The sequence below is a fragment of the Streptococcus sp. Marseille-Q6488 genome, assembly GCF_946902925.1.
Taxonomy (GTDB): Bacteria; Bacillota; Bacilli; order Lactobacillales; family Streptococcaceae; genus Streptococcus.
Window position 1 is genome coordinate 1 of record NZ_CAMPPZ010000005.1, and the last position, 19363, is coordinate 19363.

At 43.1% G+C, this 19363-nt stretch carries 22 protein-coding genes; 16 read left to right on the forward strand and 6 right to left on the reverse strand.

Annotated features, from left to right (window positions below):
- From OVN23_RS01590 to OVN23_RS01660, 15 genes are all read left to right on the forward strand, one after another.
- Positions 1-1283 (forward strand): DUF1542 domain-containing protein (locus OVN23_RS01590; RefSeq protein ID WP_267240268.1); only part of this gene is annotated, 1283 nt, incomplete at its 5' end.
- A 455-nt stretch (positions 1284-1738) separates the two neighbouring features.
- Entirely contained in the window at positions 1739-1861 is a 123-nt protein-coding gene (locus OVN23_RS01595; protein WP_001839798.1) for a hypothetical protein, read from the forward strand.
- Positions 1862-1920: 59 nt separating this feature from the next.
- Positions 1921-2706 carry an enoyl-CoA hydratase gene (locus OVN23_RS01600; RefSeq protein WP_173214263.1) on the forward strand — a complete coding sequence of 262 codons (786 nt, stop codon included), beginning with the start codon at positions 1921-1923 and terminating at the stop codon, positions 2704-2706.
- Positions 2707-2799: 93 nt separating this feature from the next.
- On the forward strand, positions 2800-3234 hold the full coding sequence (locus tag OVN23_RS01605) for a MarR family winged helix-turn-helix transcriptional regulator (RefSeq protein WP_173214264.1): 435 nt from the start codon (positions 2800-2802) through the stop codon (positions 3232-3234).
- A complete protein-coding gene (locus tag OVN23_RS01610; protein WP_173214265.1) occupies positions 3234-4208 on the forward strand; it encodes a beta-ketoacyl-ACP synthase III in 975 nt (324 codons plus the stop codon). The genes OVN23_RS01605 and OVN23_RS01610 overlap by 1 nt, the downstream gene beginning before the upstream one ends.
- A gap of 58 nt (positions 4209-4266) precedes the next feature.
- Positions 4267-4491 carry an acyl carrier protein gene (locus OVN23_RS01615; RefSeq protein ID WP_000257838.1) on the forward strand — a complete coding sequence of 75 codons (225 nt, stop codon included), beginning with the start codon at positions 4267-4269 and terminating at the stop codon, positions 4489-4491.
- 116 nt (positions 4492-4607) lie between these two features.
- Positions 4608-5582, forward strand: a complete 975-nt coding sequence (fabK, locus tag OVN23_RS01620) for an enoyl-[acyl-carrier-protein] reductase FabK (protein ID WP_112444397.1) — start codon at positions 4608-4610, stop codon at positions 5580-5582.
- Positions 5575-6498: an ACP S-malonyltransferase gene (fabD, locus tag OVN23_RS01625; protein ID WP_267240269.1), complete on the forward strand. Its 924-nt coding sequence runs from the start codon at positions 5575-5577 to the stop codon at positions 6496-6498. Before fabK ends, fabD begins: the two co-directional genes overlap by 8 nt.
- 40 nt (positions 6499-6538) lie before the next feature.
- Positions 6539-7270 carry a 3-oxoacyl-[acyl-carrier-protein] reductase gene (gene fabG / locus OVN23_RS01630; protein WP_173217945.1) on the forward strand — a complete coding sequence of 244 codons (732 nt, stop codon included), beginning with the start codon at positions 6539-6541 and terminating at the stop codon, positions 7268-7270.
- Positions 7271-7291: 21 nt separating this feature from the next.
- Complete coding sequence (gene fabF / locus OVN23_RS01635) at positions 7292-8527, forward strand: beta-ketoacyl-ACP synthase II (protein ID WP_173253070.1); 1236 nt, start codon at positions 7292-7294, stop codon at positions 8525-8527.
- Between the two features lie 2 nt (positions 8528-8529).
- Positions 8530-9015: an acetyl-CoA carboxylase biotin carboxyl carrier protein gene (gene accB, locus OVN23_RS01640; RefSeq protein ID WP_173253071.1), complete on the forward strand. Its 486-nt coding sequence runs from the start codon at positions 8530-8532 to the stop codon at positions 9013-9015.
- Positions 9012-9434, forward strand: coding sequence for a 3-hydroxyacyl-ACP dehydratase FabZ (gene fabZ, locus OVN23_RS01645; protein ID WP_000565515.1), 423 nt, complete (start codon positions 9012-9014; stop codon positions 9432-9434). The genes accB and fabZ overlap by 4 nt, the downstream gene beginning before the upstream one ends.
- An 11-nt stretch (positions 9435-9445) precedes the next feature.
- On the forward strand, positions 9446-10813 hold the full coding sequence (gene accC, locus OVN23_RS01650) for an acetyl-CoA carboxylase biotin carboxylase subunit (protein WP_173253072.1): 1368 nt from the start codon (positions 9446-9448) through the stop codon (positions 10811-10813).
- A 36-nt stretch (positions 10814-10849) separates the two neighbouring features.
- The gene (gene accD / locus OVN23_RS01655) at positions 10850-11716 is read left to right on the forward strand and encodes an acetyl-CoA carboxylase, carboxyltransferase subunit beta (protein ID WP_173253073.1); all 867 of its coding nucleotides are present in this window, start codon (positions 10850-10852) and stop codon (positions 11714-11716) included.
- Positions 11713-12480 carry an acetyl-CoA carboxylase carboxyl transferase subunit alpha gene (locus OVN23_RS01660; RefSeq protein ID WP_173253074.1) on the forward strand — a complete coding sequence of 256 codons (768 nt, stop codon included), beginning with the start codon at positions 11713-11715 and terminating at the stop codon, positions 12478-12480. Before accD ends, OVN23_RS01660 begins: the two co-directional genes overlap by 4 nt.
- 101 nt (positions 12481-12581) lie before the next feature.
- On the opposite strand, the gene nusB is transcribed toward OVN23_RS01660, so the two are convergent.
- From nusB to gatC, 6 genes are all read right to left on the reverse strand, one after another.
- Positions 12582-13007, reverse strand: coding sequence for a transcription antitermination factor NusB (gene nusB / locus OVN23_RS01665; protein ID WP_173253075.1), 426 nt, complete (start codon positions 13005-13007; stop codon positions 12582-12584).
- A complete protein-coding gene (locus OVN23_RS01670) occupies positions 13000-13389 on the reverse strand; it encodes an Asp23/Gls24 family envelope stress response protein (protein ID WP_000510575.1) in 390 nt (129 codons plus the stop codon). Before OVN23_RS01670 ends, nusB begins: the two co-directional genes overlap by 8 nt.
- A 21-nt stretch (positions 13390-13410) precedes the next feature.
- Positions 13411-13971 (reverse strand): elongation factor P, encoded by a 561-nt coding sequence (gene efp / locus OVN23_RS01675; RefSeq protein WP_173253076.1) that lies wholly within the window; start codon positions 13969-13971, stop codon positions 13411-13413.
- A gap of 130 nt (positions 13972-14101) precedes the next feature.
- Positions 14102-15544, reverse strand: a complete 1443-nt coding sequence (gene gatB, locus OVN23_RS01680; RefSeq protein ID WP_267240271.1) for an Asp-tRNA(Asn)/Glu-tRNA(Gln) amidotransferase subunit GatB — start codon at positions 15542-15544, stop codon at positions 14102-14104.
- Positions 15544-17010: an Asp-tRNA(Asn)/Glu-tRNA(Gln) amidotransferase subunit GatA gene (gatA, locus tag OVN23_RS01685; RefSeq protein ID WP_173253078.1), complete on the reverse strand. Its 1467-nt coding sequence runs from the start codon at positions 17008-17010 to the stop codon at positions 15544-15546. Before gatA ends, gatB begins: the two co-directional genes overlap by 1 nt.
- Complete coding sequence (gene gatC, locus OVN23_RS01690; protein ID WP_000705419.1) at positions 17010-17312, reverse strand: Asp-tRNA(Asn)/Glu-tRNA(Gln) amidotransferase subunit GatC; 303 nt, start codon at positions 17310-17312, stop codon at positions 17010-17012. Before gatC ends, gatA begins: the two co-directional genes overlap by 1 nt.
- Before the next feature lie 213 nt (positions 17313-17525).
- Here gatC and OVN23_RS01695 point away from each other — a divergent pair, with 213 nt between their 5' ends.
- Positions 17526-19070: a peptide chain release factor 3 gene (locus tag OVN23_RS01695; RefSeq protein WP_173218060.1), complete on the forward strand. Its 1545-nt coding sequence runs from the start codon at positions 17526-17528 to the stop codon at positions 19068-19070.
- Positions 19071-19363 lie beyond the last annotated feature (293 nt).

A 19363-nucleotide genomic window follows, 5' to 3' on the forward strand; every position in this document is an offset into this window, starting at 1 on the left:
TCACAAGTGCTAAGGACAATGGACTTGCTAAGGTGGGTGAGCCTCATAAAGCAACTGTGAAACAAAGAGCCAAAGATGACATTGATGCCAAAGCGAAAGCTAAGAAAGATGCTATTGATGGCGACAATCAGTTGACAAATGAAGAGAAGAAAGCCGCCAAAGATAAAGTAGATGCAGAAGCAGGAAAAGCTAAACAAGCGGTAGATGCAGCAACTACGAACGACGGCGTCACTAAAGCTCAAAACGATGCTGCTACCAACATTAACAATGTTGACACAACGCCACATTCAAAACCAAATGCTAAGGCAGAAATTGATGCCAAAGTTGAAGAAGCCAACAAAGCCATCGACCAGAATAAAGACATGACGGACGATGAGCGTAGAGAAGCTAAGAAGGCAGTGAAAGATGCAGCGGACAAAGCCAAAGAAGCTATTGACAATGCGACGACTGACGCAGACGTCACAAGTGCTAAGGACAATGTTAAGAAAGTAATCGATAAAATCAGTTCTCAGCCTGCTCCTCGTCCTGACGACAGTACTAACACTAACAATGGTGGAAACACTAACAACGGCGGCACTACCAACCCGGCTCCTAATAATAGTGACAGTGTGACACCAGATAACAGCGGTAATATTCCAGCTCAAGAAACACCAGTTTCTACTTTGACTCCAAACAATTCAGGAAATACAGGAAATACAGGTAATACAGTGACTCCTAGTGAGACTCGTCCTGTTGATAAGTCTGAACTTGCACGATTGGTTGAAGAATTGGAAACTCGCTTGAAGGCTTTGGATAGTGTAGACAGTACAGTGGTTGAGTCTGCTAAAGTTCTTCTTGCAGATATTAAACAAGCTCTTAATGACGAAAGTTTGACAGAGGCGGAATTGCGTGATATTGTTAGAAGAGTAAAAGAGGTGTTAGACTCCTTAAAAGATGTGAGAGAAGACCAGCAAAACCAAGACAAAGATCAGGTAAAAGACAAGAGTCAGACAGATACGGACCTTCCGTATGTGGCAATAGTCGGAAGTTTGCTCGCCCTTCTTGGTCTCCTTCTCTTCCTCATCGCTCGTCGTAAGAAAGAGTCAGAACTCAAGAAATTAGTCAAGGAACTAAGCAAGCTTGAAGCAGAATTGGATTCTACAAGTGTAGATGCGAAAGTTCTCGACAAAGCACGAGAAGCTCTCGCTCAAGCGGTTGCCTTCCTAGCCAATGAGAAAGAGTCTGACCACACAGAAGATGAGTTGATTGAGAAACTCAAAGCTATTCTTGCTCAGTTAAGATAAGCGACATGTTGAAATATCGCAGGCGACCATAGAAGTTACTACATTGCTGGATAATAACTATAGGAAAAGTTAGGCGCAAACCTGTAGTGGGAATATACCAGTTTCTAGCGGGGAAGTGGTTCTGGGAACAGGACACCATCTTTTGGATGGGAATACTTCCTTCTCTAGTACAAGTAGAAGTCTTTGATGGTAGAGTAAGATAAAGAAGAAACACGAAACAAGTAAGATAGTTCATGAAATGGAACTGAAAATTGCTGGTGTGGACTCTTAAAGGAAGTAATGGATAGAAAGAAGTTGAAAAGCGTCTTTCTATCCATCTTTCTTTGGGAGTATATGTAAGCGTTTTCTGTTCTAGAGCGAGCCTTTCCAATCGGCTGAGACACTTTCAGTTGATTTTTCCTTGCTTTCTGTTCCTAAAAAAGATATACTTTGAAAATAAAATGATTTAACAATCAATGAAAATCAAAGAGCAAACTAGGAAGCTAGCCGTAGTCAGCTCAAAGCACTGCTTTGAGGTTGTGGATAGAACTGACGAAGTCAGCTCAAAATACTGTTTTGAGGTTGCAGATGGAAGCTGACGTGGTTTGAAGAGATTTTCGAAGAGTATAAACCGCTTATAAAATAAAAAGGAGTCCAGATGGAACACATTATTTATCAGCTTGAAGAGGACTTGGCAATCCTTACCTTGAATCGTCCTGAGGTTGCAAATGGCTTTCATATTCCTATGTGTGAAGAAATTTTAGAAGCCTTGACTCTGGCAGAAGAAAATCCAGCTGTGCATTTTATATTAATCAATGCCAATGGCAAAGTCTTTTCAGTTGGGGGAGATTTGGTAGAGATGAAGCGGGCAGTGGATGAGGATGATATTCCATCATTGACAAAAATCGCAGAGTTGGTCAATACGATTTCCTATAAAATCAAACAAATAGCCAAACCTGTTTTAATGGAAGTTGACGGTGCTGTTGCAGGTGCCGCAGCGAATATGGCTGTTGCGGCAGATTTCTGTCTGGCGACGAATAAGGCGAAGTTTATTCAAGCCTTTGTTGGCGTTGGTTTGGCTCCAGATGCAGGGGGGATTCACCTCTTGAGCCGCAGTATCGGTGTGACGCGTGCTGCTCAATTAGCCATGACAGGTGAGGCTTTAACCGCAGAAAAAGCCCTAGAATGGGGGCTAGTTTACCGCGTTTCTGAAGCTGATAAGTTAGAAAAAACCAGAGAACAGCTTCTTAAAAAATTAAGACGTGGTTCAAGTAATTCCTATGCAGCCATTAAGAAGTTGGTTTGGGAGAGCCAATTTAAAGACTGGCAGGATTACGCTACTTTAGAACTGAACTTACAGGAATCCTTGGCTCAAACAGAGGATTTCAAAGAAGGAGTGCGAGCTCATTCGGAGAGAAGACGGCCTAAATTTACAGGAAAATAAAAAAATACTTGCATCATTCTTTGAACTTTGATATAATTCTCTTGTCAAATGTTTTGATTGTAAAAGTTTTTTTGAGAAGGAGGGAAAGAAAGATTGGACTACCAACGAATTAATGAATATTTAACATCTATATTTAACAATGTCCTTGTCATTGAGGAAGTGAGCTTGAGAGGTAGTCGTTTCAAGGATATCTCCATCAAAGAAATGCATACGATTGATGTGATTGGGAAATTCCCAGACGTGACACCAAGTAAAGTGTCAAAAGAGTTGATGGTGACTCTTGGGACCGTTACGACTAGTTTGAATAATCTCGAACGCAAGGGTTACATTGAACGCATTCGCTCAGAGCAGGATCGTCGTGTGGTGCATCTACATTTGACAAAGAAGGGTCGCTTGGTTCATAGGTTACATAAACGCTTCCACAAGGCCATGGTTGAAAAAATCATTGATGGTATGAGTAAGGAAGAAATTGATGTTATGAGCAAAGGGTTGACCAATCTTTATCAATTTTTGGAGGATTTGAAATAATGGCTTTTGCAAAAATAAGCCAGGTTGCTCATTATGTGCCAGAGCAAGTGGTTACAAATCATGACTTGGCTCAGATTATGGATACCAATGATGAGTGGATTTCAAGTCGGACGGGAATACGACAAAGGCATATTTCAAGAACAGAATCTACCAGTGATTTGGCTACAGAGGTTGCTAAGAAACTGATGGAAAAAGCTGGAATCACAGGAGAGGAGCTGGATTTTATCATCCTAGCTACCATCACTCCAGATTCGATGATGCCCTCTACAGCTGCTCGTGTCCAAGCTAATATTGGTGCTAATAAGGCCTTTGCTTTTGACCTAACAGCTGCCTGCAGTGGATTTGTATTTGCTCTTTCAACTGCTGAAAAGTTTATCGCTTCTGGTCGCTTTCAAAAAGGCTTGGTGATTGGTAGTGAAACCCTCTCTAAGGCAGTCGATTGGTCGGACCGATCAACAGCTGTATTGTTTGGAGATGGTGCTGGTGGCGTCTTGTTAGAAGCTAGCGATAAGCAACATTTCCTAGCGGAGAGTCTCAATAGCGATGGTTCACGAAGCGAGTGTCTAACTTATGGACATTCAGGCCTAGATTCTCCGTTTTCAGATAAAGAAAATGCAGATTCATTTTTGAAGATGGATGGGCGCGCAGTCTTTGATTTTGCCATTCGAGATGTAGCCAAGTCTATCAAGCAGACTATTGATGAAGCTCCTATAGAGGTGACAGACTTGGATTATCTGCTACTGCATCAGGCTAATGTCCGTATTTTGGATAAGATGGCTAGAAAAATTGGTGTTGACCGAGACAAACTTCCAGCCAATATGATGGAGTATGGCAATACCAGTGCAGCCAGTATCCCGATTTTACTTTCAGAGTGTGTAGAACAGGGACTCATCCCTTTAGATGGTAGCCAGACTGTTCTGTTATCAGGCTTCGGTGGAGGCTTGACCTGGGGCACGCTCATTCTTACAATTTAGGTAATCATGTGGTGAACACATTGTTATAAAAAACTATTTATTTTAAAGGAGTCCTATCATGGCAGTATTTGAAAAAGTACAAGAAATTATCGTTGAAGAACTTGGAAAAGACGCATCAGAAGTAACACTTGAATCAACTTTTGATGATTTGGACGCAGATTCATTGGACTTGTTCCAAGTAATCTCAGAAATCGAAGATGCTTTTGATATCCAAATCGAAGCAGAAGATGACTTGAAAACAGTTGGTGACTTGGTTGCCTACGTTGAAGAGCAAACAAAATAAACAGAATATAGATAGAAGGAGTAGGGAAACCCGCTCCCTCTTGTTTAGGCAATAGTTTGATTGTCAAATTATGACGGTATCGAACTATTACGTAAGCAAGAAACGATGGAGGCACTATGAAAACGCGTATTACAGAATTATTGAATATTGAGTATCCTATTTTCCAAGGAGGAATGGCTTGGGTTGCTGATGGTGATTTGGCAGGGGCTGTTTCCAAGGCTGGAGGACTAGGGATTATTGGTGGGGGAAATGCCCCGAAAGAAGTCGTCAAGGCAAATATTGACAAGATTAAATCGTTAACGGATAAACCCTTTGGTGTCAACATCATGCTCTTGTCTCCCTTTGTGGAAGATATTGTAGACCTTGTTATCGAGGAAGGGGTTAAGGTAGTGACAACAGGCGCAGGAAATCCTGGTAAATACATGGAACGTTTCCATGAAGCGGGGATTACAGTTATTCCTGTTGTACCAAGCGTTGCCCTAGCTAAACGCATGGAAAAAATCGGTGCGGATGCTGTTATTGCAGAAGGAATGGAAGCTGGGGGGCATATCGGTAAATTAACAACCATGACCTTGGTGCGTCAAGTGGCTGCTGCTGTATCTATTCCTGTTATTGCTGCAGGAGGGATTGCGGATGGTGAAGGTGCTGCGGCTGGCTTTATGCTAGGTGCAGAGGCTGTTCAGGTTGGAACGCGTTTTGTCGTTGCAAAAGAGTCTAATGCCCATCCAAATTATAAGGCGAAAATTTTAAAAGCTAGAGATATTGATACTACGATTTCAGCTCAACACTTTGGACATGCTGTTCGAGCTATTAAAAACCAGTTGACTCGTGATTTTGAAAAAGCTGAAAAAGATGCCTTTAAACAAGAAAATCCAGATTTGGAAATTTTTGAACAAATGGGAGCAGGTGCCCTAGCCAAAGCAGTTGTTCACGGAGATGTGGATGGCGGATCTGTCATGGCAGGTCAGATTGCAGGGCTTGTTTCCAAAGAAGAAACCGTTGAAGAAATCCTAAAAGATTTGTACTATGGAGCAGCTAAGAAAATTCAAGAAGAAGCCTCTCGTTGGGCAGGAGTTGTAAGAAATGACTAAAACAGCCTTTTTATTTGCTGGCCAAGGTGCCCAGTATCTAGGTATGGGACGGGATCTCTATGATCAGTATCCGATTGTCAAAGAAACGATTGATCAAGCTAGTCAGGTACTCGGTTATGATTTGCGTCATCTCATCGATAGGGAAGAAGACAAACTCAATCATACCCGCTATACGCAACCAGCTATTTTAGCGACTTCGGTTGCTATCTACCGTTTATTGCAAGAAAAGGGCTATCAGCCTGATATGGTTGCTGGTTTATCCCTTGGAGAATATTCTGCTTTGGTGGCCAGTGGTGCTTTGGATTTTGAAGATGCGGTTGCCTTGGTAGCTAAGCGTGGAGCTTATATGGAAGAAGCAGCTCCTGCTGGCTCTGGTAAGATGGTCGCAGTTCTCAATACGCCAGTAGAGGTCATTGAAGAAGCCTGTCAAAAAGCTTCTGAACTTGGAGTGGTTACTCCAGCCAACTATAATACACCTGCACAAATCGTGATTGGTGGAGAAGTGGCTGCAGTTGACCGAGCTGTCGAACTCTTGCAGGAAGCAGGTGCCAAACGCTTGATTCCTCTCAAGGTGTCAGGACCTTTTCATACCACTCTCCTTGAGCCTGCTAGCCAGAAACTAGCTGAAACTCTAGCTCAAGTAAGTTTCTCAGATTTCACCTGTCCCCTAGTTGGTAATACAGAAGCTAAGGTCATGAAAAAAGAAGACATTGCTCAACTCTTGATGCGTCAGGTCAAGGAACCAGTTCGTTTCTATGAAAGTATTGCGGTTATGCAAGAAGCAGGCATAACCAACTTTATCGAGATTGGCCCGGGAAAAGTTTTGTCAGGCTTTGTGAAAAAAATTGATAAAACGGCTAAACTAGCCAATGTTGAAGATCAGGCTAGCTTGGAAGCCTTGCTAGAAAACAAGTAATCCCTTCTCCCATAAAGACAAGAGGAAACAGGAGAAAAGAATGCAATTAAAAAATAAAAATATCTTTATTACAGGTTCTAGTCGTGGTATTGGTCTTGCTATCGCCCACAAGTTTGCTCAAGCAGGAGCCAATATTGTTTTAAACAGTCGTGGGTCTATCTCAGAAGAATTGCTCGCTGAGTTTTCAAACTATGGTGTCAAGGTGGTTCCCATTTCAGGAGATGTATCAGATTTTGCAGACGCTAAGCGTATGGTTGAGCAAGCTATTGCAGATCTGGGTTCAGTAGATGTTTTGGTCAACAATGCAGGAATTACTCAAGATACCCTGATGCTCAAGATGACAGAAGTAGATTTTGAAAAAGTGCTTAAAGTGAATCTGACTGGTGCCTTTAACATGACACAATCAGTCTTGAAACCGATGATAAAAGCCAGAGAAGGTGCTATCATTAATATGTCTAGTGTTGTTGGTTTGATGGGAAATATTGGTCAAGCTAACTATGCTGCTTCTAAGGCTGGTTTGATTGGTTTTACCAAGTCTGTGGCGCGTGAAGTGGCTAATCGCAATATCAGAGTTAATGCTATTGCACCTGGAATGATTGAGTCCGATATGACAGCTGTCCTATCAGACAAGGTCAAAGATGCCATGCTGGCGCAAATTCCTATGAAAGCATTTGGGCAGGCAGAGCAGGTTGCAGATTTGACGGTATTTTTAGCAGGCCAAGATTATCTAACTGGTCAAGTGGTTGCCATTGATGGTGGCTTAAGTATGTAGCAGAAGCTAGAGGTGAAAAAGATGAAACTAAATCGCGTAGTAGTAACAGGTTATGGAGTAACATCTCCAATCGGAAATACACCAGAAGAATTTTGGAACAGTTTGACAACTGGAAAAATCGGAATTGGTCAAATAACAAAATTTGATCACAGTGACTTTGATGTGCATAATGCGGCAGAAATCCAAGATTTTCCTTTTGATAAATACTTTGTAAAGAAAGATACCAACCGTTTTGATAACTATTCTTTATATGCCTTGTATGCAGCTCAAGAGGCTGTTAATCATGCAGGTCTTGATGTAGAGACTCTTGACAAGGATCGTTTTGGTGTTATTGTGGCCTCTGGTATTGGTGGAATCAAGGAAATTGAAGATCAAGTGCTTCGTCTCAACGAAAAAGGACCAAAACGTGTGAAACCATTGACCCTTCCAAAAGCCTTGCCAAATATGGCTTCAGGAAATGTTGCCATGCGTTTTGGAGCAAACGGTGTTTGTAAATCCATTAACACTGCCTGCGCTTCATCAAATGATGCGATTGGGGATGCCTTCCGCTCGATTAAGTTTGGTTTCCAAGACGTTATGTTGGTAGGCGGTTCAGAAGCCTCTATCACACCTTTTGCTATTGCTGGTTTCCAAGCCTTGACAGCTCTCTCTACTACAGAGGATCCAACTCGTGCTTCTATCCCATTTGATAAGGATCGCAATGGTTTTGTCATGGGTGAGGGTTCTGGGATGTTGGTTCTTGAAAGTCTTGAACACGCTGAAAAACGTGGGGCTACTATCCTTGCTGAAGTGGTTGGTTACGGAAATACCTGTGATGCCTACCACATGACTTCTCCTCATCCAGAAGGTCAGGGAGCTATCAAGGCCATCAAACTAGCCTTGGAAGAAGCTGAGATTTCTCCAGAACAAGTAGCCTATGTCAATGCTCACGGAACGTCAACTCCTGCTAATGAAAAAGGAGAAAGTGGTGCGATCGTGGCTATGCTTGGTAAGGAAGTACCTGTATCATCAACCAAATCATTCACAGGACATTTGCTGGGTGCTGCAGGCGCGGTAGAAGCTATCGTAACAATCGAGGCTATGCGTCATAACTTTGTACCAATGACAGCTGGAACAAGTGAAGTATCAGATTATATCGAAGCCAATGTCGTTTATGGACAAGGCTTGGAGCAAGAAATTCCATACGCTATTTCAAATACTTTTGGTTTTGGTGGCCACAATGCAGTTCTTGCTTTCAAACGTTGGGAGAATAAATAACTATGAATTTAAACGATATTAAAGACTTGATGGCCCAATTTGACCAATCAAGTTTGAGAGAATTTTCTTATAAAAATGGGACGGATGAGTTACAGTTTAGCAAGAATGAAGCGAAACCTGTGCCTGAAGTTGCAGCTCAAGTCGCTCCAGCACCCGTTCTAGCAACACCGAGTCTAGTAGCTCCTACATCTACTCCAGCAGAGACTGTAACAGAAGAGCTTCCAGCTCCAGCTGAAACAAGTGTGGCTGCTGAGGGAAATCTTGTAGAGAGCCCACTTGTTGGGGTGGCTTACTTGGCTGCCGGTCCAGATAAACCTGCCTTTGTAACAGTTGGTGATAGTGTTAAAAAGGGTCAAACATTGGTGATCATCGAAGCCATGAAAGTCATGAATGAAATCCCAGCTCCTAAGGATGGTGTGGTAACAGAAATTCTCGTTTCAAATGAAGAAATGGTTGAGTTTGGTAAAGGATTGGTACGTATCAAATGATCGATATTCAAGGAATCAAAGAAGCTCTTCCCCACCGTTATCCTATGCTCCTCGTAGACCGTGTCTTGGAAGTGAGCGAGGATACCATCGTTGCCATCAAAAATGTGACCATTAACGAGCCTTTCTTCAACGGTCATTTTCCTCAATATCCAGTTATGCCAGGTGTTCTGATTATGGAAGCCTTGGCGCAAACTGCTGGTGTGTTGGAGTTATCAAAACCTGAAAATAAAGGAAAACTGGTCTTTTACGCTGGTATGGACAAGGTTAAATTTAAGAAGCAAGTTGTACCAGGCGACCAATTGGTTATGACAGCGACTTTTGTAAAACGTCGTGGCACAATCGCTGTGGTTGAAGCAAAGGCTGAAGTGGATGGCAAGCTTGCAGCTAGTGGTACTCTTACCTTTGCAATTGGGAACTAAGGAGGTTCTCCATGTTTCGAAAAATTTTAATTGCCAATCGTGGTGAAATTGCGGTTCGTATTATCCGTGCGGCGCGTGAATTGGGGATTGCGACGGTGGCGGTCTATTCAACTGCCGATAAGGAAGCTCTTCATACACTTTTGGCAGATGAAGCAGTTTGTATCGGCCCTGGCAAAGCAACAGAGTCTTATCTCAATATCAATGCGGTTCTATCAGCTGCAGTCTTGACTGAGGCAGAAGCTATTCACCCCGGTTTCGGATTTCTCAGTGAAAATTCCAAATTTGCAACCATGTGTGAAGAGGTGGGAATCAAGTTTATCGGTCCATCTGGTCATGTTATGGATATGATGGGAGATAAAATCAATGCGCGTGCTCAGATGATCAAAGCTGGTGTTCCAGTCATTCCAGGTTCAGATGGAGAAGTGCATAACTCTGAGGAAGCTTTGATTGTTGCTGAAAAAATTGGCTATCCTGTTATGCTCAAGGCTTCAGCAGGTGGAGGTGGTAAAGGAATTCGTAAGGTTGAAAAACCGGAAGACCTCGTTTCAGCCTTTGAAACGGCCTCTAGTGAAGCTAAGGCCAATTATGGCAATGGTGCTATGTACATAGAACGGGTTATCTACCCAGCTCGTCACATCGAGGTTCAAATCCTAGGAGATGAACACGGAAATGTGATTCACTTGGGTGAACGGGATTGTTCTCTTCAACGGAATAATCAAAAGGTTTTAGAAGAAAGTCCTTCGATTGCAATCGGAAAAACGTTGCGTCATGAAATCGGTGCTGCGGCTGTTCGAGCGGCAGAGTCTGTTGGTTATGAGAATGCAGGGACCATTGAGTTTCTTCTTGATGAAGCAAGTAGCAATTTCTACTTCATGGAAATGAATACTCGTGTACAAGTAGAACATCCAGTAACAGAATTTGTTTCAGGTGTGGATATCGTTAAGGAACAGATTCGCATTGCGGCAGGTCAGCCTTTATCTGTTAAGCAAGAAGATATTGTCCTACGCGGTCATGCCATCGAGTGTCGGATCAATGCAGAAAATCCAGCCTTTAACTTTGCCCCAAGTCCAGGTAAGATTTCCAATCTCTATCTGCCAAGTGGGGGAGTTGGCTTGCGCGTGGATTCAGCAGTTTATCCAGGTTATACCATTCCGCCTTATTATGATAGTATGATTGCCAAAATCATCGTTCACGGTGAAAATCGTTTTGACGCCTTGATGAAAATGCAACGTGCCCTCTATGAATTAGAGATTGAAGGAGTGCAGACCAATGCAGATTTCCAGCTTGACCTCATTTCAGATCGCAATGTCATTGCTGGGGATTATGATACTTCCTTCTTGATGGAAACCTTCTTACCTAAATATCAAGAAAAAGAATAAAATGACTTCAAGAGTTTAAACCGAAAAGGGGAATCAATGGCTCTATTTAGTAAAAAAGATAAGTATATTCGAATCAATCCCAATCGTTCGGTTAGGGAAAAACCTCAAGCTAAGCCAGAGGTTCCAGATGAATTATTCTCCCAGTGTCCAGGCTGCAAGCATACCATTTATCAGAAGGATCTGGGAAGTGAGCGTATCTGTCCGCACTGTAGCTATACCTTTCGTATTTCTGCCCAAGAACGCTTGGCTTTGACGATTGATATGGGAACCTTCAAGGAATTGTTTACAGGGATTGAAAGCAAGGATCCCTTGCATTTCCCTGGTTATCAAAAGAAACTAGCAACTATGCGTGAAAAAACAGGTCTGGATGAAGCCGTTGTGACAGGAACAGCTCTTATTAAAGGTCAGACTGTGGCTCTTGGGATAATGGATTCTAACTTTATCATGGCTTCTATGGGTACAGTTGTAGGTGAGAAAATCACTCGTTTGTTTGAGTATGCGACTGTCGAACAATTGCCAGTTGTTCTCTTCACAGCCTCTGGTGGAGCCCGTATGCAGGAAGGAATCATGAGTCTCATGCAGATGGCCAAGATTTCTGCAGCGGTTAAACGCCATTCAAATGCAGGTCTCTTTTACCTGACCATTTTGACAGATCCAACGACAGGTGGTGTGACAGCTTCTTTCGCTATGGAAGGCGATATCATTCTAGCAGAACCACAGAGTTTAGTCGGTTTTGCTGGGCGTCGTGTCATTGAAAATACGGTTCGTGAAAGCTTGCCTGAGGGGTTCCAAAAGGCAGAATTCCTATTGGAGCATGGATTTGTGGATGCTATTGTCAAAAGAAGAGACTTACCAGATACGATTGCTAGTCTAGTCAGATTGCACGGAGGGGGTCCCAGATGAATATTGCAAAAATAGTCAGAGAAGCGCGTGAGCAGAGTCGCTTGACAACTTTGGACTTTGCGACAGGCATTTTTGATGAATTTATCCAATTACATGGTGACCGTTCTTTTCGTGATGATGGTGCAGTTGTTGGTGGTATCGGCTGGCTTGGAGATCAAGCTGTAACAGTGGTTGGTATCCAAAAAGGCAAGAGTTTACAAGATAACCTCAAGCGGAATTTTGGTCAACCGCATCCAGAAGGCTACCGCAAGGCCCTACGGTTGATGAAACAGGCTGAAAAATTTGGCCGTCCAGTTGTGACCTTTATCAATACAGCAGGTGCCTATCCTGGTGTGGGAGCGGAAGAACGTGGACAGGGAGAAGCCATTGCTCGCAATCTCATGGAAATGAGTGATCTGAGAGTTCCTATTATCGCTATCATTATCGGTGAAGGTGGTTCAGGTGGTGCTCTGGCTCTAGCAGTCGCAGACCGTGTTTGGATGCTGGAAAATTCTATCTATGCTATTCTCAGCCCAGAAGGCTTTGCTTCCATTTTATGGAAGGACGGCAGTCGTGCCATGGAAGCAGCAGAACTGATGAAAATCACTTCACATGAGCTGCTAGAAATGGACGTGGTGGATAAGGTGATTTCTGAAGCAGGACTTTCTAGTAAAGAACTGATTAAGAGTGTAAAGAAAGAACTCCAAACGGAGCTAGCCCTACTTTCAAAAAAAACGTTAGAAGAGTTGTTGGAAGAGCGTTACCAACGATTTAGAAAATACTAATACAAAAACTAGAACTGGCAGTCAGTTCTAGTTTTTTGAGGTTCTTACTCTGTGCAGAGGGGAAAGTCAAAAGGTGCTTGGAAGACCAAACACCTTTTCGATTATTCATTTTCTTCTGTCACAAATTGACTAAGCAGTCCGTTGATAAAACGGGCTGATTTTTGATCTGAAAAATTCTTAGCGAGTTCAATGGCTTCATTGACTGCTACAAGCTGAGGTGTATCAAATGATGTAATTTCAAAGATACCCAAGCGTAGTAAGTTTTTTTCGACCAAGGTCAAGCGTTCAACTGTCCAGCCTGACTTGAGGTGCTGGTTGATTTGTTTATCCAACTCTTCTTTTTGAGCTTGGATACCAGAAACCAAGTTTAGAAGAAAGGCAGGGATTTGCACATCTGCATCTTCACGGTCATGCGTGTAGGCAAAGTGACAAGCTGTTTCCATATCTGTGTCGAATTCAAGGCTCATAAGAGCTTGAAAAGCGCATTTACGAAGTTCGCGTCTAGATTCTAATAATGGACTAGTCATTGAGGAAGTCCTCGTTAAATAGATCTTTCAACTCAGGTTTTGGTGTTTTATCTGGAACGATTCCCGCAACATGGATGTTGACAGCAGCAAGTTCCACATCAGCCATATCACGAACAGCATCTTTGACCGCTTTTTGAATAGCAAGAGCAACTTTTGGTACTTTCACACCGTACTCAAGATAGAGGTAGATGTCAGCAGTTAGTTCTTCGTTGCTTTCTTTTAAGTAGACACCACGACCAAGAGAGAGTTTTGATAGGGTGTCAGATACGGATTTATTTGAAAATGAATGGACACCATCAACTTTAGCAGTTGCGATGGCAATGATTTTTTCAAGTACACGTGGAGCGATAACGATTTCGCCAAATTGTTCTTCAATTCCCATAGAATGACCTCTTTCTAGAGATTAGGCACGAGAAACGTAAGTTCCTTCTGCAGTGTTGATGATCAATTTTTGTCCAGCTTCGATGAAGTCAGGAACGTTGACAACAAGTCCAGTTTCCATAGTTGCTGGTTTACCAGAACCTGTAACAGTAGCACCTTTGATAGATGGTTGTGTTTCAGCGACTGTCAATTCAACAGTAGTTGGTACAGTTACACCGATCACTTCAGTTCCGTAGAATTGGATTTTCACATCAGAGTTTTCAAGGATGTAAAGCAATTCATTTTCAACGTTTATGACTGGAATTTCATATTGGTCGTAAGTTTCAGTGTTCATGAAGTAGGCAGTTTCATCCATTTTGTACAAGTATTGAGCTGGAACAGTTTCGATAATAGCTTGTTCGAATTTTTCTTCTGGACGGTAGCTTGTGTCAAATGTAGAACCAGTACGGACATCACGCAATTTCATACGCATGATCGTGTTCCCTTTACCTGGTTTGTGGTGGCTAGCTTCCAAAACGCGGATCAATTTTCCGTCTGCAGTTTCAAATGTCATACCAGCTTTCAATTTGCTTGCTTCAATCATGTTTTTACCTCTTTAATAAATATTATTACTCTTCATTTTACCATAAAATCTTCTGAAAATAAAGCCAAAATAGTTATTGGGAGATGATGGGAGCGAAAAAACCAACCTCAGGGCTGGTTTCTTTTACATATTAATCTTCTTTCAACTTGGCCAATTCTTGGGCAAGGAGTTTAAGAGCAACTTGTGGGTTGGCTTGACCTTTGGTTGCCTTCATAAGGAATCCTGTAAAGGCCTTGTCTGCGTTACGTTTGCCTGACTTGAAGTCAGCAACTGCTGCTTCATTATCCGCAAAGACTTGGTGGATAATTGGGATCAGGATTTCAGGATCTGAGATTTGAACCATACCTGCTTTTTCCACGTATTCACGCGCGCCACCGCCATTTTTAGCCAGGTGGACAAAGACTTTCTTGGCAATCTTAGAAGAGATAGTACCGTCTTCGATGATGGCAATCATTTCAACCAAGTTTTCTGGTGTCAATTTGATTTGTTCAAGTGTCTTGCCTTCGGCATTCAAGAACTGAGCGACTTCACCTTGGAGCCAGTTAGAGACTTGTTTGGCATCACCACCTAGGGCGACAGCTTTTTCAAAGAAGTCAGAGGTGACTTTGTTAGCAGTCAACTGGCTAGCATCGTAGTCTGACAAGCCAAGGTCAGAGACGTAGCGAGCACGGCGTTCTTTTGGAAATTCTGGTAACTCTGTATGCATTTCCTCAATCCACTCATCTGAAATTTCAAAGAGAGGTAGGTCTGGTTCTGGGAAGTAGCGGTAGTCTGCAGCACCTTCTTTGACACGCATGAGGATGGTTGCCTTGTTAGCTTCGTCGTAACGGCGTGTTTCTTGACGGATTTGACCACCTGAGCGTAGGATTTCAGCTTGACGTTGGACTTCGTATTCAAGACCTTTGCGAACGTTTGAGAAGGAATTGAGGTTCTTCAACTCTGTCTTGGTACCGAATTTTTCTTGACCATACGGACGAAGAGAGATATTGGCATCCACACGCATAGAACCTTCTTCCATCTTAACGTCAGAAATGCCAGCGTACTGGATGACTTCCTTGAGGGCAGTTAGGTAAGCGTAGGCTTCTTCTGGCGAGCGCATGTCGGCTTCAGATACAATCTCAATCAATGGTACCCCTTGACGGTTGAGGTCAACATAAGAGTAGCCATCTGTACCGTGGGTGTTCTTACCAGCATCTTCCTCTAGGTGGGCGCGTTCGATACCGATTTTCTTAGTTGTACCGTCTTCTAGCTCCACTTCAATCCAGCCGTTGTAACCGATTGGCTCATCAAACTGAGAAATTTGGTAGGCTTTGGGATTATCAGGGTAGAAGTAGTTCTTGCGGTCAAAGTGCATTTTTTTGTGGATGTCCATGTTGAGGGCAAGAGCCGCCTTGATACCAGCATCGACTACACCCTTATTGAGAACTGGCAGAACTCCTGGGAAAGACCAGTCAATCACGTTGGTGTTGGCATTTTGGTCATTTCCGAAGTGGGCAGAAGTAGGTGAGAAGATTTTTGAATTGGTGTTGAGCTCTACGTGGACTTCAAGTCCAATGACTGTTTCAAAGTTCATTAGTTGTCACCTCCAAAAATCACGGGTTGTTGTTTATGGTAGTCTGTTGTTGCTTCAAAGGCAGCAGCAACTTGGTAAATGGTTTCTTCAGAGTACTTAGGACCAATCAATTGCAGACCGACTGGTAGACCTTGAGAGAATCCAGCTGGAATCGAAATTCCAGGCAGTCCTGCCAAGTTTACAGGTATAGTCAAAAGGTCAGCCAAGTACATGGCAACTGGGTCATGGTTGAGTGAGTCCAAGTCATAAGCAACACTTGGAGCAGTTGGACCCAAAATCAAGTCATAATCCGCGAAGACGTTTTCGAAATCTTGAATGATGAGGGTACGGACTTGACCAGCTTTCTTGTAGTAAGCATCGTAGTAACCTGATGAAAGGCTGAAAGTACCTAGCATGATACGGCGTTTCACTTCTTCACCGAAACCTTGGCTACGGCTGTTTACATAGATTTCATTAAGGTTGCTTGCATCTTCTGCGCGGTAGCCGTAACGGATACCGTCAAAACGTTGCAAGTTTGATGAAGCTTCTGATGAAGCGATGATGTAGTAAACGGCAACACCGTATTTAGAGTGAGGAAGGCTGACTTCTTCGACGATAGCGCCCAATTTTTCAAAGTGCTTAGCAGCATTCAGAATGGTTTCCTTAACCTCTGGGTCAATTCCTTCTCCTAGGTATTCCTTAGGTAAAGCAATTTTCATGTCCTTGATGTCTTGACCGATTTTTGAAGTAAAGTCGGCGATGCGGACAGGAGCAGAAGTAGAGTCTTTGGCATCTTCGCTGGCAATAGCGTTGAGCAAGAGGGCGTTTTCCTTAACAGTTGGTGCGAAAGGTCCAATCTGGTCTAATGAGCTACCAAAGGCAATGAGACCGAAACGAGAAACCGTTCCGTAGGTTGGTTTGAGACCAACAATCCCGTTGAAGGCAGCAGGTTGGCGGATAGAACCACCGGTATCAGAACCAAGTGACAAGCGGACTTGTCCTGAGGCTACAGCTGCGGCTGAACCACTTGAAGAACCACCAGGAACCTTGGTCCGATCCCAAGCATTTTTAGTGGCACCGTAGTGAGAAGTTTCACCTGAACCACCCATGGCAAACTCGTCCATGTTAGTCTTTCCAACAACAATCATACCTTTAGCTTTGGCATTAGCAACGGCTGTCGCATCAAAGATAGGCTCGTAGTTGTAGAGCATTTTTGAGGCGGCAGTTGTGAGAATACCGTCTGTAGAGATGTTATCCTTTACTGCAAGCGGAATTCCTGAAAGGACATTATCAGCATCGATTCCAGCTTGGTCAATAGCCTTGGCTTGAGCAAGGGCTTGCTCCTCAGCGATGGTAACAAAAGCGTTGATAGCTGTCTCGCGAGACTTGATATCTTCAAGCGTAGCTTGGGTCAATTCCGTTGCTGAAATTTCCTTAGAAACAAGGAGATTGTGCAAGTCTTCAATGGTTTTATTGTTAAAAGTCATTAGGCATCTCCTCCATCGTCTAGGATAGCTGGTACCTTGATATAGTAGTTGTCTTTTTCAGGTACGTTTTTAAACAAGCGATCACGGTCTGTTCCTTCTTCGGCCACATCAGGGCGGAGTACAGTCTTGCGGTCAGCCATAGTCGTAGTAGGTGCGACACCAGTTGTGTCAACTTCGCCCAGCAATTCAACCATGTCAACAATCTTAGACAAGGTAGTCGCAAAGGCAGCAGTTTCTTCTTCAGAGAATCTTAATTTTGAAAGATTGGCAACGTGTGTTACCTCTTCTTGCGTAATTTTCATCTTGCATCCTTTCGTGAAATGATGATTTTTAGTCTGTTCTATTTTACCATATTTTCCTATAAATAAGGGAGGGATAAGTGAAAAGAAATAGAAATTGAAAAAAATGCTAAAATCCGATATAATGGAGTGTTGAAAGGAATGGTAAAATCCAATGTAAAAATCATTCTTAGCTATCGAAACAAGGAAAATAGAGAATCTAAAGAAAGAGAACTTATGAATATTCAAGAAGAAATTAAGAAACGTCGTACCTTTGCCATCATCTCCCACCCGGACGCGGGGAAAACAACCATAACGGAGCAGTTGCTCTACTTTGGGGGTGAGATTCGTGAGGCTGGTACCGTAAAAGGAAAGAAAACAGGGACTTTTGCCAAGTCTGACTGGATGGATATCGAGAAGCAACGTGGGATTTCGGTGACTTCATCTGTTATGCAGTTTGATTACGATGGCAAGCGCGTCAACATCCTAGACACCCCAGGGCACGAGGACTTTTCAGAAGATACCTATCGTACCTTGATGGCGGTGGATGCTGCGGTCATGGTTGTGGACTCTGCCAAGGGTATCGAGGCGCAAACCAAGAAATTGTTTGAGGTTGTGAAACACCGTGGCATTCCAGTCTTTACCTTTATGAACAAGCTGGACCGTGACGGTCGTGAGCCACTGGACCTCTTGCAAGAATTGGAAGAAGTATTGGGCATTGCGAGCTATCCGATGAACTGGCCAATCGGGATGGGGAAAGCTTTTGAAGGCTTGTATGACCTCTATAATCAACGCTTGGAGCTCTACAAGGGGGATGAGCGTTTTGCTAGTTTAGAAGATGGGGATAAGCTTTTTGGTAGCAATCCTTTCTACGAGCAAGTCAAAGATGATATTGAACTTTTAAATGAAGCTGGAAATGAGTTTTCAGAGGAAGCTATCCTTGCTGGAGAATTGACACCTGTCTTCTTTGGTTCAGCTTTGACAAACTTTGGTGTGCAGACCTTCCTTGAGACCTTCCTCAAGTTTGCTCCAGAACCACATGGACACAAGAAAACAGACGGTGAAGTTGTGGATCCGTACGACAAGGATTTCTCAGGATTTGTCTTTAAAATCCAAGCCAACATGGACCCTCGTCACCGTGACCGTATTGCCTTTGTCCGTATCGTATCAGGCGAATTTGAGCGTGGTATGAGTGTCAACCTGCCTCGTACTGGTAAGGGAGCTAAGCTGTCAAATGTTACTCAGTTTATGGCGGAAAGTCGTGAGAATGTAACCAATGCCGTGGCGGGTGATATTATCGGTGTATACGATACAGGTACTTATCAAGTTGGGGATACCTTGACAGTTGGGAAAAACAAATTTGAATTTGAACCACTGCCAACCTTTACACCTGAGATTTTCATGAAAGTTTCTGCCAAGAATGTCATGAAGCAAAAATCCTTCCACAAGGGGATTGAGCAACTGGTGCAAGAGGGGGCTATTCAGCTTTATAAGAATTACCAAACAGGCGAGTATATGCTGGGAGCTGTAGGTCAACTCCAGTTTGAAGTCTTTAAGCACCGTATGGAGGGCGAGTACAATGCGGAAGTCGTCATGAGCCCAATGGGGAAAAAGACCGTTCGTTGGATCAAGCCTGAGGACTTGGATGAACGCATGTCGTCAAGTCGCAATATCTTGGCTAAAGACCGCTTTGACCAACCAGTCTTCCTCTTTGAAAACGACTTTGCCCTCCGTTGGTTTGCGGACAAGTATCCAGATGTAGAGTTGGAAGAAAAAATGTAGATCGCCAAAGTTACTTGATTGTGTAACAATCTAAGTAACTAACGCCAAGTTTCTATGGAACTTGGCTAGGCGCTCCACTAGTAAAGTTTTACGAATAATATCGATTCGTAAAACTTTACGTCGTAACAGTTAGCAAGCGGTAACTGCCTCACTAACTACGTTTGGCAAATAGGATCGATTTGTAAAACTCCGTGTCGTAATGTAAAAAATAGCCTTACCTAAACGCTTCACTAGGCAAAGTCCACGAATGGTATAGATTCGTAAAACTTTCCGTCGTAACTGGTAGTGAGTGG